At 63.4% G+C, this 14,352-nt stretch carries 12 protein-coding genes; 8 read left to right on the plus strand and 4 right to left on the minus strand.

Annotated elements, in window-relative coordinates:
* Window positions 1-501: a hypothetical protein gene (locus tag LZ496_RS00330; protein ID WP_249902619.1), complete on the plus strand. Its 501-nt coding sequence runs from the start codon at window positions 1-3 to the stop codon at window positions 499-501.
* Window positions 502-519: 18 nt separating this feature from the next.
* Here the strand turns inward: LZ496_RS00330 and LZ496_RS00335 are convergent, their stop codons facing one another.
* On the minus strand, window positions 520-852 hold the full coding sequence (locus tag LZ496_RS00335; protein WP_249902620.1) for a hypothetical protein: 333 nt from the start codon (window positions 850-852) through the stop codon (window positions 520-522).
* A 267-nt stretch (window positions 853-1,119) separates the two neighbouring features.
* Between LZ496_RS00335 and LZ496_RS00345 the strand changes: the two genes are divergently transcribed.
* Window positions 1,120-1,770, plus strand: a complete 651-nt coding sequence (locus LZ496_RS00345) for a S24 family peptidase (RefSeq protein ID WP_249902622.1) — start codon at window positions 1,120-1,122, stop codon at window positions 1,768-1,770.
* A complete protein-coding gene (locus tag LZ496_RS00350) occupies window positions 1,767-2,222 on the plus strand; it encodes a GNAT family N-acetyltransferase (protein WP_249902623.1) in 456 nt (151 codons plus the stop codon). The genes LZ496_RS00345 and LZ496_RS00350 overlap by 4 nt, the downstream gene beginning before the upstream one ends.
* On the opposite strand, the gene LZ496_RS00355 is transcribed toward LZ496_RS00350, so the two are convergent.
* Window positions 2,200-2,373 (minus strand): hypothetical protein, encoded by a 174-nt coding sequence (locus tag LZ496_RS00355; RefSeq protein WP_249902624.1) that lies wholly within the window; start codon window positions 2,371-2,373, stop codon window positions 2,200-2,202. The genes LZ496_RS00350 and LZ496_RS00355 overlap by 23 nt on opposite strands.
* Window positions 2,374-2,482: 109 nt before the next feature.
* Between LZ496_RS00355 and LZ496_RS00360 the strand changes: the two genes are divergently transcribed.
* The 5 genes from LZ496_RS00360 (at window position 2,483) to LZ496_RS00380 (ending at window position 11,805) form a co-directional block, all read left to right on the plus strand.
* Window positions 2,483-2,692, plus strand: coding sequence for a hypothetical protein (locus LZ496_RS00360; protein WP_249902625.1), 210 nt, complete (start codon window positions 2,483-2,485; stop codon window positions 2,690-2,692).
* 86 nt (window positions 2,693-2,778) lie between these two features.
* Window positions 2,779-4,797 (plus strand): autotransporter assembly complex protein TamA, encoded by a 2,019-nt coding sequence (locus LZ496_RS00365; protein ID WP_249902626.1) that lies wholly within the window; start codon window positions 2,779-2,781, stop codon window positions 4,795-4,797.
* Window positions 4,797-8,978 carry a translocation/assembly module TamB domain-containing protein gene (locus tag LZ496_RS00370; protein ID WP_249902627.1) on the plus strand — a complete coding sequence of 1,394 codons (4,182 nt, stop codon included), beginning with the start codon at window positions 4,797-4,799 and terminating at the stop codon, window positions 8,976-8,978. The genes LZ496_RS00365 and LZ496_RS00370 overlap by 1 nt, the downstream gene beginning before the upstream one ends.
* 173 nt (window positions 8,979-9,151) lie before the next feature.
* Window positions 9,152-10,519: an amino acid permease gene (locus LZ496_RS00375; protein WP_249903817.1), complete on the plus strand. Its 1,368-nt coding sequence runs from the start codon at window positions 9,152-9,154 to the stop codon at window positions 10,517-10,519.
* Complete coding sequence (locus LZ496_RS00380; RefSeq protein ID WP_249903818.1) at window positions 10,516-11,805, plus strand: MFS transporter; 1,290 nt, start codon at window positions 10,516-10,518, stop codon at window positions 11,803-11,805. Before LZ496_RS00375 ends, LZ496_RS00380 begins: the two co-directional genes overlap by 4 nt.
* Window positions 11,806-11,824: 19 nt before the next feature.
* On the opposite strand, the gene LZ496_RS00385 is transcribed toward LZ496_RS00380, so the two are convergent.
* A complete protein-coding gene (locus LZ496_RS00385) occupies window positions 11,825-12,772 on the minus strand; it encodes a PilZ domain-containing protein (RefSeq protein ID WP_249902628.1) in 948 nt (315 codons plus the stop codon).
* A 76-nt stretch (window positions 12,773-12,848) separates the two neighbouring features.
* On the minus strand, window positions 12,849-14,261 hold the full coding sequence (gene glnA, locus LZ496_RS00390) for a type I glutamate--ammonia ligase (RefSeq protein WP_249902629.1): 1,413 nt from the start codon (window positions 14,259-14,261) through the stop codon (window positions 12,849-12,851).
* Window positions 14,262-14,352: the final 91 nt, after the last annotated feature.

The raw sequence follows: 14,352 nt of genomic DNA on the forward strand, positions 1-14,352 counted from the left end.
ATGAAGACCGCGCAAAAGCAGCATGTCCTTGAAACAGCTGTCGAATGGGTTGCGCCCATATTGCTGGCTGCTGCCCTAGGCTGGGCCGGATTTCGGCTAGGTGCGCCGCTGGCGGGTATCGTCGCGGCGGCTATCGTCGCTTTTGCCGGCGGCCTCGGGATCATGCGAAGGACGGATCATGCCGCACCGGCGGCCATCGCGCCGTTCGAGGCGGCGGCGATAGAGCCTGTCGAACCGGATGAGCTTCTGCTGACGGCCGAGGACGAGGTACTGATCCTGGACGATCCGCTGGTCGAGCCGCCGTCGGACTCCCGGGTCGTGCGGCTATTCGAGCGGCAGGAGCCTACTCCCGGCGAACTGGTCGATCGGATCACGGATTTTCTTGGAGGCACCCGCCAACCGGTGCTCGTCCCGCAGCGCCCGGTTGAGGATCAGTTCAGCGCCGACGCGAGCGCCGCGCTCCATGCAGCGCTGGCCAATATCAAGGCATCGCTGCGCTAAGAAGGCATACGGCGCGGTTCACTCCGCAATGGTAAGCGCTTCAAGGTGAAGGGTTGTCGACCCGTCCGCATTGGCTGTCGCCGGTTTTTGCATCGAAATGTCGGCGACGATCTGCCCGGGAATGGAAAATTCCGCTTCCGTCAGGCCCTCGGTCAGCCGGGCCGCGAGGGATGAGGAGTCGGGTCCGGGAATCCTGAACTCGATTTCGTGTCGTTCGCCGACGAAGGTCAGCGATTGCCAGTCAAACGATTGGTAGGCGCTAAGCAAAATCCTATCGCGGTCGACGCCCGCACGGGCGAGCAGTGCTCTTAGCAATCCTGCGGCAGCAGGAGAAAGCCCAAGTTTCATCATTGTTTTGCCTCCAGAAAGGCGCGGATTCTTTCGACGGTTCGGGCCCGTGGCTCGCGCCCTTTGCGAAGATCGAAAACAAAACGCGGATCCTTCACTGCCTCCCGTCCAAACTTGGCGGCAGGCATGCTGCTGTTCTTCAGAAATTTTTCCACGTCACGAAGTATATGCACGATAAATGTCCCCATTTGATTGGCGACTCGGCCTTCGCTTCATTTCCAATGCATTTCCTACTTGTCTAGGAAAAATCCTAGGGTTAATTTGGCGATCATGGATTCCACACCACGGCAGGTGCTCGAGCGGCTTTGTTCGGAAAGGGGCGAGAACTTCGCTTCGCTTTCGCGGCTGGTCGGCCGCAACGAAGCCTATATCCAGCAGTATCTGCGCAAAGGCACGCCGCGACAGCTGCGGGAGCAGGAGAGGCGGACGCTTGCCCGCTATTTCCAGATTCCTGAGTCGATGCTTGGCGGGATGCCAGAGGACGAGCGCGCTCAGCTTGGGGATCTGATCCCGATTATGCGTGCGCCCGTCAGCGCATCCGCGGGCCCGGGCGCGATTCCGGGTGACGAGGCGACGCGGCCTTATCTCGCGTTCGATCCTCGCTGGCTGAAAGGCCTGACTCCAACGTCCGCCGCAAAGCTTTCGGTCATTCGGGTGGAAGGGGATTCCATGGCGCCCACGCTTTGCGCCGGTGACGATATTTTGGTCGACCGTGGCGACGCATCCAAGCGGCTGCGGGACGGCATCTACGTGCTTCGGGTCGATGGAACGCTTCTGGTGAAGCGCCTTCTTATCCACCCGATCGGACGGCGGGTCACGATCCAGTCGGACAATCCCGCTTACGCCGATCTGCCGGACTGCGCGCTGGACGAAATCGACTGCGTCGGAAGGGTTATCTGGACGGGACGAAGAGTCGCATGACGATCATCCGCCGCCTGGGCCGCGCGGACGTCGCGTTAATGCAGGCTGCCAACCGGCTGTTCGCAGAAGTGTTCGGCGAGGAGGGCTATCATGGCCCGCCCGCCGGTCCGGCCCATCTGGAAAAGCTGCTCAGCGACGACAAGTTCATTGCCCTTGCCGCCTATGTGGATGGCGAGATGGTGGGTGCGCTTGCGGCTTATGAGCTGGTGAAGTTCGAAGCCGAACGGAGCGAGATCTACATCTACGACCTCGCGGTGATCGAACGGTTTCGGCGTCAGGGAGTGGCGACGGCGTTGATCGAGGCATTGAAACCGATTGCCCTTGGTCGCGGTGCCTGGGTCATCTTCGTCCAGGCGGACCCGCCGGATGAGCCGGCCGTCGCGCTTTACGACAAGTTGGGCACCCGCGAAGAGGTGCTCCATTTCGACTTCAGCGTTTCCGGCGATCGATAAGCCAAATGACGAGTGCGAGCGCTGCCCCGACACCAAAGCCGAGCAGCATGCCCAGGATCGGCTCGCCTCGATTGATCCCGATCAGGGCGCCGACGACGGGGCCAAGGAACAGGAAAATTCCGCCTGAGGCGCTGAAACGGCGTTCGTTCATGCCGCCGACTTGGCAGATCGGATCGCAGGGCGCCACTTAAACATGGTTGATGCGCCGTTCACCTTGTCTGTGTCCGGAACGGAAAGGTGGTGTGGATTACAGGGCAGGCATGGACACGCCCTACATTAACGGCCGAGCGGCCCTTGCCGATGCTGCATTGCTTCTGGAGACCTATGGCGACGACGCCGGGTTCGAAGCGGCGGCGCGCGCAGAGGCCAGCCGCGACAACGGCAATGTCCTGAAATTCTGTCATTGGCGGCAGATCGAGCGGGTGATCGTCACCCTGTCCAACAAGGAAGTGCGCGGCACGGTGCACTGATCGCGCGGCGGTACGCGTGATTCCCGCGCCAGCCCGCGTGCGCGCGGGAGGTGGCGTCTCACCGCTCTCATGCTAGGCTCCTACCGATGGGTGAGCGTGGGGCCATTCGGGCGATCGCACTTCAATGGCTATTGGGCGGTGTTGGGCTAGCGCTTGCCGCAGCGCCGCTGTGCGCGCAGGAGCCTTCACCCAATCCCGGTGAGCTTGATCCATCGGCGCCGCTCGATCCGATGCCGGATCTCGGAGTCGAATGGCCGGACATGAACCAGCCAGAGCCTGCCCCACCGCCCGAGGTCGAAGGAGTCACGCCCGAAGCCGCGCAGCAGTCGACAGAGGAAACCGCGGAGCGGGTCGAGGATATCGCGGCCACGCGGCCTTACCGTTGGACGATCACCGGCATTGAGAGCCTGCCTGATGCAGAGGCTATCCAGGCAGGTTTCGACGCCCGGTCAGCGCTGGAAGGGGACAATGACAAGGCTGCCAACGCGGCGCAGATCGATCGCCGCGCCCGGGCCGACGCCGAACTGCTGGCCGAGTTGTTGCGGGCGCAGGGATATTATGATGCGCTGGTCGAGCCGACCATCGAGGTGGCGGGCACGGCGCTAACCGTCCAGCTTACCGCCACCCCTGGACCCATCTATCGGTTCGAAAGCGTCGAGCTTCCGGGACTGGAGGAAGCGGCAGGTGGTGAAGCGGGCGCTTTGCGCGAGGCCTTCGCGGTCAAGGCGGGCGATCCGGTCGTTGCGCAGAATGTGATCGGCGCGGGCGTTGGCCTGCAGGTCGCGCTTGGCGAGCGGGGATTTGCGACCGCCAAGGTCGGCGAGCAGGATATCGTCATAGACCATGAAGCGCAGACCGCGCGGCTGGTCCTGCCCGTCACGCCCGGGCCGATCGCCGTGTTCGGCCAGATCAGCGTCAGCGGCGAACCGGCCTTTTCATCAAAGCATGTTCAGCTCATCGCGCGCTTCAAACCGGGGGACAGGTACGAAGCCGATGAAGTAATGGACCTGAAGAGGGCCCTCATCGCGACCGGGCTGGTCGCGTTCGGTGAGGTCCGGCAGGTTCCCCGCGACGGGGGCAAGGTGATCGACCTTGCCGTGAAGCTGGAACCGGCGCCGATGCGTACGATCGCCGGAGAGCTGGGTTACGGCACGGGTGAGGGCATAAGGGCAGAGGCCAGTTGGCAGCATCGCAACCTGTTCAATCCTGAAGGCGCTCTGACGGTTCGCGGCGTATTGGGTACCCAGGAGCAGCTCGGCGCGGTGACATTCCGGCGCAACAACTGGCTTCGCCGCGACCAGGTGCTGAACGCACAGGCCTTGGCTGCCCACATCGACCGCGATGCCTATGAGGCCAAGACGCTGTCCTTGTCGGCCGGGTTCGAGCGGCAGAGCAATTTCATCTGGCAGAAGCGCTGGACCTGGAGCCTTGGGGCGGAGCTGGTCGCGACCGACGAAGAAGATACGATCGAGGCGACGGGCGAGCCGCGCCGGCGTACCTTCTTCATCGCCGCCATTCCCGGAAGCCTTGGCCTCGACGAGACGGACGACCTGCTCGATCCGACGAAAGGGTTCCGGCTGCTGGGCCGGTTGAGCCCGGAAATCAGCTTCCAGGGCGGTACCTTCCCCTATGCGCGCACCCAGATCGACGCGAGCACCTATCACCGGGTGTCACAGTCGGTCGTGGCAGCGGGGCGGGTGCGGGTCGGGAGCATCCTTGGCGCGAACCGCGACGATATCGCGCCATCGCGGCGCTTCTATTCCGGCGGCGGGGGATCGGTTCGCGGCTACGGTTATCAGCGGATCGGCCCACGCGACGTCGACAATGATCCGATCGGCGGCCGCAGCCTCGCGGAATTCAGCCTGGAGGCGCGGGTAAGGCTGAAGGCGTTCGGCGGCAATTTCGGGGTAGTGCCGTTCATCGACGGAGGCACCTTGTCGACCGAAGCGCTGCCGGACTTCAAGGACTGGCAGATCGGCGTCGGCATCGGAGCGCGATACTATTCGAGCTTCGGCCCGATCCGCCTCGACATCGGCACGCCGCTCAACCGCCAGAAGGGTGATGGCCGGATCGCCGTGGTCGTCGGCCTTGGGCAGGCCTTCTGATGGTCGAGACCGCCGTCACCGCGCCCGGAGGCGGCGAAGAGCTGATCATCCTTTCTCGCCGCAAGCATTGGGGCAAGCGGCTGGCGACCGAACTGGCGGTACTGCTGCTCGTCCTGCTTTCGCTAGCGGTCGGCGGGCTCATCCTGCTCGATACGGCGCCGGGCCACCGGTTCATCGTCGACCGCCTGGCCAAGGTGGAAACCGCGACGGGCCTCAAGATCCGTGTCGGACGGATCGAGGGATCGATCTACGGCAAGGCGCGGCTGAGGGGCGTTGCGGTCAGCGATCCTCAAGGCGTGTTCCTGACCAGCCCGTTGATCGTCATCGACTGGGCGCCCGGAGCATGGCTCTACAACGACCTCCACATCGACGAGCTGGAATCGCCCTTGGTGCGGCTGGAGCGGTTGCCGAAGCTACGCAAGACGGGGCGCAAGGGACCGATCCTTCCTAATTTCGACATTCATATCGGACGGCTGAAGATCGACCGGCTGGAGGTTGCGCGAGGTGTCGCCGGAGCGGCCCGGACGGGTAGCCTGTTGGGCGAAGCGGATATTCGCGCCGGGCGGGCGATGGTTGGGCTGAAGCTGGCGATGCTGGACGGCGACAAGCTGGCGGCCCGGCTCGATGCGGAGCCGGACCGCGACCGTTTCGACCTGGATGTCAGGGCGATAGCTCCGCGTGACGGGTTAATTCCGGCCATCGTCGGTATTCGCCGGCCGATCGACCTGACCATAAATGGCGATGGAAGCTGGACCCGCTGGAGAGGGTCGGCTCGCCTGTTGGTCGAGAACCGGGAGTCCGCGAATCTCGCACTGGCGGTGGATAGCGGTCGATACCGGCTAAACGGAATGGTCGCGCCCGCGCCGTTCCTGAAGGGGCGATTGCAACGGCTGACCGCTCCGCAAATCCGGGTCTCGGGCAACGGAACATTCGTTGACCGGGTGCTTGACGGGCAGCTCGCCATGATTTCCCCGGCGCTGCGGGCGGTCGTCAAGGGCGGCCTCGATCTCGCCGATGGCCGCTACGACAAGCTCAGCCTCGGCGTAGACCTGCTTCGGCCGCCCGCGCTGTTCGACAATATGACCGGACAGAATGTGCGGTTGTTGTGGACGCTCGACGGTCCACGCGAAAGCGCGAATTTCGCCTATCGCCTGACCAGCCCGCGCGTCGCTTTCGACAAGACCGGCTTCGTCGATGTGAAGGCCGAGGGACGCGGCAAGATTACGCCCTGGCCGATGCGAGTACCGCTGCTGCTGAAAGCGCGATCGATCACGGGAGTGGGCGATATCGCGGGCGGAATCCTCGCCAATCTCAGTCTTGAAGGCATGTTGTCGGTAACCCCGCAGCATATTCGAGGGGACAAGCTCAAACTCAGCAGCGCGAAGGTGAATGGGACCCTGTCCCTGCTGATCGACCTCAAGACCGGCAGGTTCGACATCGCCATTTCCGGCGGGATGAAGCGCTACCTGATCCCTGGCATCGGCATCGTCGATATCGAAACGCAGCTCCAGGTCGTGCCAGGTCCAAACGGCAAAGGATCGCGCGTCGTCGGCAAGGCGCAGGCCTGGGTCCGAAGGCTCGACAACAGCTTCTTCGCATCGCTGACGGGAGGACTGCCGCGTCTTACTACGGACCTTGAGCGGGGGCAGGATGGCATCCTGCATCTTCGCAACCTCCAGCTTTATTCGCCCAAGCTGAGGCTGTCGGGGAACGGGATAAGGCGAAAGGATGGCACCTTCCTCATCGAGGCGCGGGGCCGGCAGGAGCAATATGGAACGCTTCGGCTGCGCCTGGATGGGCCGATCGAGCGGCCGAAAGTGGAGTTGTTCTTCGACAGTCCGAACGAAGCGCTTGGGATCCATGACATGCGGCTGTTCCTCGATCCCAATGCGCAAGGATTCGCCTATCGGGCCAACGGCCAGTCGCGGCTTGGGCCGTTCACTTCGAACGGTCAGATATTGCTGCCGAAGGGCCGGCCGACGGTTATCGATATTGCCGCGCTCGAAGTGGCGGGTTCGACGGCGCGCGGGCAGCTTCGGGCCGACCCGGGTGGCTTTACCGGCCAGCTTCGTCTTGCCGGCGGGCCGATCGAAGGGACGCTCGATTTTGCTCCGGTCAGCGGCAACCAGAAGATCGAGGCGCATCTGGCCGCGACCAACCTGACGGTTGCGGGGCCGCCGGAACTGAGCCTGCGGTCCGGCCGCGTTGATGGAACGATCATTCTGGCTGAGGGCCAGACAACGCTCGACGGGGTCCTGACAGCTCGAGGTCTGACGACCAGCGGTATTACGCTGGCGCGGCTCACGGCCAATGCCCGGCTAGTCAACGGGAGCGGCGAAGTCCGGGCGGCGCTGGCCGGAACGCGCGGAACCGCCTTCCAGATGGTGACGGTAGCGCAGGTCAGCCCCGATCGGATCAGCATCAGCGGGCGCGGTGAACTGGCCAAGCGGCCGCTCACCCTCGACAGCCCGGCAGTGTTCACCCGGGTGGCGGGCGGTTGGGAGATCGCGCCAACGCGGATCCGGTTCGGTGGCGGGCGTGGCACCTTGTCCGGGCGAACCGGTGACGAGCCGGAAATCCACGCCAACATCGAAGCGATGCCGCTGCAACTGCTCGACATCGTCTGGCCGAAGGCCGGGCTTGGCGGCACTGCCAGCGGCCGCCTTGACTATCGCTGGGCAGGGCAGCCGTCCGGAAGTGCAAATCTGCGCGTGCGGGGCCTAAGCCGGGCAGGGCTTGTCCTGGCATCCAAACCCATCGACGTCGGGCTGAACGCGGTGTTGAACGGCGGCAATGCGGCAATGCGAGCTGTGGCGGTCAGCGACGGCAAGACCATTGGCCGGGCCCAGGCGCGATTTTCGCCGCTCGGGCGTGGGCCGATCGTCGCCGAGCTGATGAATGCGCCGATGCTGTTCCAGCTGCGCTACGCCGGGCCGGCGGATACGCTATGGCGGCTTTCCGGTGTCGAGGTGTTCGACCTGTCCGGCCCGATCGCGGTGGGCGCAGACGTCAGCGGCCGGCTCGTCGATCCGCAGATACGCGGCTCGTTGAAAGCCGACGGCGCACGGCTGGAAAGCGCGGTGACGGGCACGGTTATCGAGCAACTGAAAGCGCAAGGTCGCTTCGCGGGTCCAAGGCTGGTGCTGGGCGGGATTAGCGGGTCCACGCCGGGCGGCGGTTCGATCGCGGGTAGCGGGACGGTCGACTTCTCCGGCGGCAAGGCGGCGTTGGACCTGAAGTTCGACGCAACTCGAGCGCGCCTGCTTGCCCGCGATGACATCGCCGCGACGGTGACCGGACCGCTAGCAATACGTTCGAGCGGCGAGGGAGGTACGATCAGCGGCAATTTGAGGCTCAATAGCGGGCGATTCACGCTGGGCCGGGCAAGCGCGGCCGCATCTGTCCCGCAATTGCAGGTCCGCAATGTCGGGCAGGACGCCGACTTGGCAATCGAGATCGAGCAGCTTCAGCCCTGGAAACTCGACATCGACTTGGCCGGCGATGATCTGACGGTGCGTGGACTGGGCATCGACAGCCTTTGGCGGACGGACGTCAAAATTGGCGGTTCCGTCGACGCGCCGCGCTTTACGGGCAGGGCCGATCTTGATCGCGGCGAGTATGAATTCGCAGGCCGGAGTTTCCGGCTTGCCCATGGCGTCATTCGTTTCCGTGGCGAGAGCCCGCCCGATCCGCTCCTCGACATTCGTGCCGAAGCGCAGGTGCAGGGGCTGGATGCCAGCATCCTTGTCACCGGAACTGGGTTAAAACCGGAAATCCGCTTCGCTTCCGTGCCGCAGCTTCCGCAGGATGAATTGCTGTCGCGCCTGCTGTTCGGAACCTCGATCACCAACCTGTCGGCGCCCGAAGCGCTTCAGCTCGCTTCGGCGGTCGCCGCGCTCCAGTCGGGATCGGGCAATCTCGATCCGATCAACGCGGTCCGCCGCGCCGTCGGGCTCGATCGATTGCGGATTATTCCAGCGGACATCGCTACGGGACAGAAGACCGCGATATCGGCCGGCAAATATCTCGGCCGGAAGCTTTTTGTGGAAGTCATCACCGACGGGCAGGGCTATTCCGCCACGCGGGTGGAATATCAGGTCACGCGCTGGCTTTCGATCCTGTCCTCGGTTTCGACAATCGGGCGGACCAGCGCCAACGTTCGGGTGTCGAAGGATTATTGAGGGTCGAGTAGGACCGTGCCACACAGGCGTCGCCCCAGCGGAGGCTGGGGCCCATGTCGTCGGGCATGGCGAGTTCGCAAAGACATGGATGCCAGCCTTCGCTGGCACGACAGGGGGAGGAAAGCCGGGTGAAGAACTGGAACGTCCGCAAGGCGATTGTCGCGCGCGAGGATATGCCGGAGCATCACCGGCTGGCCCAATCGCTTAGCTGGCCGCACCTCATTGCCCTTGGCGTCGGCGCCATCGTTGGAACGGGCATCCTCACCCTGATCGGCGTCGGAGCAGGCAAAGCCGGGCCCGCCGTCATCCTCTCCTTCGCAATCGCCGGCGTCATCTGCGCCTGCGCATCGCTGGCCTATGCCGAAGTCGCGACGATGATCCCCGCTTCGGGCAGCGCTTATACCTATTCCTACACCGTATTTGGCGAGCTGATCGCCTGGATGGTCGGGGTGGCGTTGATCCTGGAATATACGCTGGTGGTCAGCGCCGTCGCGGTGGGCTGGTCAGGCTATGCTGCAGGCTTCCTGAATTCCATCGGAATGGGGTTGCCATTGGCACTGGTCAACGGACCCGAACTTGGCGGGATCATCAACCTGCCGGCGATCTTCATCATCGTCGTCGTTGCCGGCCTGCTCATTGCAGGGACGCGGGAGAGCGCCACGCTCAACGCGTTCCTGGTGATCGTGAAGCTGCTGGCACTGGCATTGTTCATCGCCGTCGCCCTGCCGGTGTTCGATGCGTCGCACTTCCAGCCGTTCATGCCCTACGGGTTCGGTAAGTCGGGAGAGTCCGGCGCCGAAGTCGGAGTCATGGCGGCTGCCGCGATCATCTTCTTCGCTTTCTATGGATTCGACGCGATCGCCACCGCTGCCGAGGAAGCCAAGAACCCGAGCCGCGACCTTGCGATCGGAATCGTCGGATCGATGCTGCTGTGCGTGCTGATCTACATGGCTGTTGCGGCGGCGGCGATCGGCGCCCTTGCAACAACCCACTTCGCCAACAGCCCTGAACCGCTGGCGTTGATCCTGCGTGAAATCGGTCAGGGCTGGGCGGCCAAGATCCTCGGCGCGTCGGCGGTGATCGCTCTGCCCACGGTCATCCTTGCCTTCTTCTACGGACAGAGCCGCATCTTCTTCACCGTCGCTCGTGACGGCCTTCTTCCGGCGTTTTTGGCCCGGGTGTCCAGCCGGGGCACGCCGGTGCGGATCACCATTTTCACGGCGATCGTCACGTCCGTCTTTGCAGGACTGATCCCGCTCGACGCGATCGCGGCCCTTGCGAACGCCGGCACGCTGGCGGCGTTCGTGGCGGTTTGCGCTGCGATGCTCGTCTTGCGAGTCCGTGAGCCGAACCGTGAGCGCAAATTCCGTGCTCCGGCGGCCTGGCTGGTCGGGATCGTCGGTATCCTCGGCTGCCTGTACTTGTTCATAAGCTTACCGCAGCGGACGCAGATCTTCTTCGTCGCCGCGCAGGTTATCGGACTGGTGCTTTACGCAATCTACGGCCATCGCGCGGCGGAGAAGGCGAGGGCGGCGTCCTGACCACGCCCCACACCGCGAGGCAGCGTCTAACGAACATTGTCGGGGGCTCGGCGGGCAATCTCGTCGAGTGGTTCGACTGGTATGTGTACGCTGCCTTCGCGCTCTACTTCGCGCCGAGCTTCTTCCCAAAGGGCGACCAGACCGCACAGTTGATGTCGACCGCCGCGGTGTTCGCGGTTGGCTTCGTCATGCGGCCGATCGGCGCCTGGATCATGGGCATTTACGCCGATAATCGCGGGCGGAAGGCGGGCCTGACGCTGTCGGTCAGCCTGATGTGCCTTGGATCGCTCGCGATCGCGGCGGCGCCAACCTATGCGCAGGTCGGTCTCCTGTCGCCGGCGGTCCTGGTCATTGCGCGAATGGTCCAGGGGCTCAGCCTTGGCGGCGAATATGGGTCCAGTGCGACCTATCTCAGTGAGATGGCCGGGTCGGAGCGGCGCGGATTCTGGTCCAGCTTTCAATACGTCACCCTGATCGCCGGACAGTTGCTGGCGTTGGCGCTGTTGCTGCTGTTGCAGGGGATTATGGGCGAGGCGGAGCTCGAAAGCTGGGGCTGGCGCATCGCATTCGCGCTGGGCGCGGTGCTGGCGATCGTGGTGTTCGTCATCCGCCGGCGGCTGACGGAAACATCGCATTTTCAACAGGTTGCGGCGCAGGGCGCTGAACGTCAGAAATCGAGTGGTTTGAACCTCATCAAGCACCATCCGCGCGAAGCGTTGCTGGTGGTAGCGCTGACGGCGGGCGGCACGCTCGCCTTCTATGCCTACACGACCTACATGCAGAAATATCTTGCGAATACAGTAGGTTTCGACCGGGAAATGGCATCGCGCATCATGACTGCTGCGCTTGCGCTGTTCATGCTGCTTCAGCCTTTGGCGGGGTTGCTCAGCGACCGGATCGGGAGAAAGCCGGTGATGATCTTCTTCGGCGTTGCCGGGATGGTGCTGACCTGGCCCATTTTCACGACCCTGGAGACCACCCGCGATCCGCTGACCGCGTTCGGACTGGTGATGGCCGCGCTGGTCATCGTCACGGGCTACACATCGATCAACGCGGTGGTGAAGGCAGAGCTCTTCCCCGGCCACATTCGGGCATTAGGCGTGGCGTTGCCCTATGCCATCGCCAACACGCTGTTCGGCGGAACGGCCGAATATGTCGCGCTGGCGCTCAAGGACGCCGGGCATGAGCGGTGGTTCTATATCTATGTGAGTGTGGTGATCGGCTTCAGCCTGATCACTTATGCGACAATGCGGGATACCAAGCGAACAAGTCTTATCGAGGACTAGCGGGCGCAGCTCGTGCTGGTTAGCGCTTGAGATAGCCTTCAAGGTCGTCGCGGAGCTCTTCCAGCGACTGTCGCTTCCATTCTTCGGCCCATGGATTGTCCTGATCGACCGAAACCCTGCCGGAAGGGCCGGGCCGGGTCATCAGTTGAGGCGCCAGCTCGGGCTTGGAACCGACCAACACCCTCAGGTTGAAAAGATTGTTGAACTTGAGGCCGAATTTGTCGCCACAAGCCCAACTTACCGTCGCGAAATGCTGGCCGGCGTCACCAAGGTCGAGCAGGAGCTCGACGCCAAGCGGATATTGGACCGGGCTTTCGATCAGCGCGCCATGCTCGGATATGTTGCGTAGGCGCACCTTCTCATTGTTGTGCGCGAAATAGACTTCGCCCATCCACACCAGCGGATGGCGCCGTTCGGTGCGGCGGCTATTGGCGATCGCGTCGTCGCCATCGTCGTGCGGTTCCGCTGCATTGATGGGCCGCGAAGCTGCATCTTCGTCGCGCTTCTGCAGGGCGACGTCCGGGAAGCTGCGATGAATGACGTCGAGAAGTAGCGCATCCCGCGCCTCCGGGGCGCAATCGATACGCGTCTCATGCGCAAATTCCAGCCCGACGCGATCCTCGCGAATCCACCGGACGGCGCATTCGATTTCCGCGCCTTCCGCGAAAATCAGGTCGACACGTTCCCAGAGGCGAGGCGTGAAGTCGCAGCGGATCATCGCGCCGCCGCCTGACAGGTTGATCACATCGACTTCGTGGACTTCGCCATCGAAGCGGGCAGAGGCATGTTCGTGCTCCAGCCGGTGGCGGTCGTCGTCGCGTTGGTTGCGGGTCCGGATCTCGCTTCGTGGGACATTGACGGTCGAAAGATCGTCTTCGGCAGCGCCGCGCTTCTTTTTCTGGCGAACCAACGGGTCGCCCGAGTGCAGGCCCTTCCCCGAAAGGATAGCCGAACGGAAGCTGTTCATTGAAACGACCTCGCATGCCATGGCACGATGACCTTGGCATGCGAAGTGTTACGATCTGGTAACTTTCGTCGGAAAATTAAGACGAATAATACATGTCGAATTCGACCGGGGACGGGGTCATTTCCCAGCGGAGGACCTCTTCCCACTTAAGGTCGATGTAGGCGTCGATCTGGTCGTCGCTGAACACGTCGCCCTTGGTCAGGAACGCCCGGTCGTTGGCCAGCGCGACCAGTGCTTCGCGGAGCGAACCGCAGACGGTGGGCACGTTGACGAGTTCGGCCGGGGGCAGGTCGTATAGGTTCTTGTCCATCGCCTCGCCCGGGTGGATGCGGTTCTGGATGCCGTCGAGGCCAGCCATCAGCAGCGCCGCATAGGCAAGGTAGGGGTTGGCCATCGCGTCAGGGAAGCGGAACTCGACCCGCTTCGCCTTCTCGCCGGCGCCGTAGGGGATACGGCACGATGCCGAGCGGTTGCGGCTCGAATAAGCGAGCAGCACCGGCGCCTCGAAGCCCGGAACCAGCCGCTTGTAGCTGTTGGTCGCCGGGTTGGTGAAGGCGTTGAGGGCGCGGGCGTGCTTGATGACGCCGCCGATGAAGTAGAGCGCCATCTCGCTGAGGCCGGCATAGCCGTTACCGGCGAACAGCGGCTTGCCGTCCTTCCAGATCGACATGTGGGTGTGCATGCCGCTGCCATTATCCTTGGCGATGGGCTTCGGCATGAAGGTCGCGGTCTTGCCGTAGGCATGGGCGACCATGTGCACGACATATTTGTAGACCTGCATGCGGTCGGCGGTTTCGACCAGCTTGCCGTAGGTGAGGCCTAGTTCATGCTGGGCGGCCGCCACCTCATGGTGATGCTTGTCGCACGGAAGGCCCATTTCGAGCATGGTCGAGACCATCTCGCCGCGGATGTCGCCGGCGCTGTCGACCGGGGCGACCGGGAAATAACCGCCCTTGGCGCGCGGCCGGTGGGCGAGATTGCCGCCTTCATATTCGCGGCCGGTGTTGGTCGGCAGCTCGATGTCGTCGAGCTTGTAATAGCTGACGTTATAGCCGTCCTCGAAGCGGACGTCGTCGAACATGAAGAATTCGGCTTCCGGACCGACATAGACTGTGTCGCCGATGCCGGTCGCCTTGAGATAGGCCTCTGCCCGGGTCGCGGTCGAACGCGGGTCGCGGGCGTAGAGCTCGCCGGTCGACGGTTCGACGATGTTGCAGACCAGGATCAGCGTGGGCGTGGCCGAGAAGGGGTCGACGTAGGTTGCGTCGAGGTCCGGCATCAGGATCATGTCGCTTTCGTTGATCGCCTTCCAGCCGGCGATGGACGAGCCGTCGAACATGAAGCCGTCGGTCAGCATATCCTCGTCGATGACCGAGGCGACCATGGTCAGGTGCTGCCACTTGCCCTTGGGATCGGTGAATCGAAGGTCGACATATTCGACCTCGTTTTCCTCGATCATTTTCAACACTTTTGCCGCGGCGTTCGCCATGATGGACCTCTTGTCGATGGTTAGAATCGCGCCCGGTGGATTGATCCGGGCCTTGATTCACGGATTCCAGTACCGCGCGACGGAGTCACGG

It is taken from the genome of Sphingomonas caseinilytica (assembly GCF_023516455.1).
Taxonomy (GTDB): domain Bacteria; phylum Pseudomonadota; class Alphaproteobacteria; order Sphingomonadales; family Sphingomonadaceae; genus Sphingomicrobium; species Sphingomicrobium caseinilyticum.

What these genes read in the sequence shown, in the direction of transcription:
- LZ496_RS00350 (WP_249902623.1), top strand. Translation starts at nt 1,767, where the DNA reads ATGACGATCATCCGCCGCCTGGGCCGCGCGGACGTCGCGTTAATGCAG.
- LZ496_RS00330 (WP_249902619.1), top strand. Translation starts at nt 1, where the DNA reads ATGAAGACCGCGCAAAAGCAGCATGTCCTTGAAACAGCTGTCGAATGG.
- LZ496_RS00370 (WP_249902627.1), top strand. Translation starts at nt 4,797, where the DNA reads ATGGTCGAGACCGCCGTCACCGCGCCCGGAGGCGGCGAAGAGCTGATC.
- LZ496_RS00375 (WP_249903817.1), top strand. Translation starts at nt 9,152, where the DNA reads ATGCCGGAGCATCACCGGCTGGCCCAATCGCTTAGCTGGCCGCACCTC.
- LZ496_RS00335 (WP_249902620.1), bottom strand. Translation starts at nt 852, where the DNA reads ATGATGAAACTTGGGCTTTCTCCTGCTGCCGCAGGATTGCTAAGAGCA.
- glnA (WP_249902629.1), bottom strand. Translation starts at nt 14,261, where the DNA reads ATGGCGAACGCCGCGGCAAAAGTGTTGAAAATGATCGAGGAAAACGAG.
- LZ496_RS00355 (WP_249902624.1), bottom strand. Translation starts at nt 2,373, where the DNA reads ATGAACGAACGCCGTTTCAGCGCCTCAGGCGGAATTTTCCTGTTCCTT.
- LZ496_RS00365 (WP_249902626.1), top strand. Translation starts at nt 2,779, where the DNA reads ATGGGTGAGCGTGGGGCCATTCGGGCGATCGCACTTCAATGGCTATTG.
- LZ496_RS00385 (WP_249902628.1), bottom strand. Translation starts at nt 12,772, where the DNA reads ATGAACAGCTTCCGTTCGGCTATCCTTTCGGGGAAGGGCCTGCACTCG.
- LZ496_RS00360 (WP_249902625.1), top strand. Translation starts at nt 2,483, where the DNA reads ATGGACACGCCCTACATTAACGGCCGAGCGGCCCTTGCCGATGCTGCA.
- LZ496_RS00345 (WP_249902622.1), top strand. Translation starts at nt 1,120, where the DNA reads ATGGATTCCACACCACGGCAGGTGCTCGAGCGGCTTTGTTCGGAAAGG.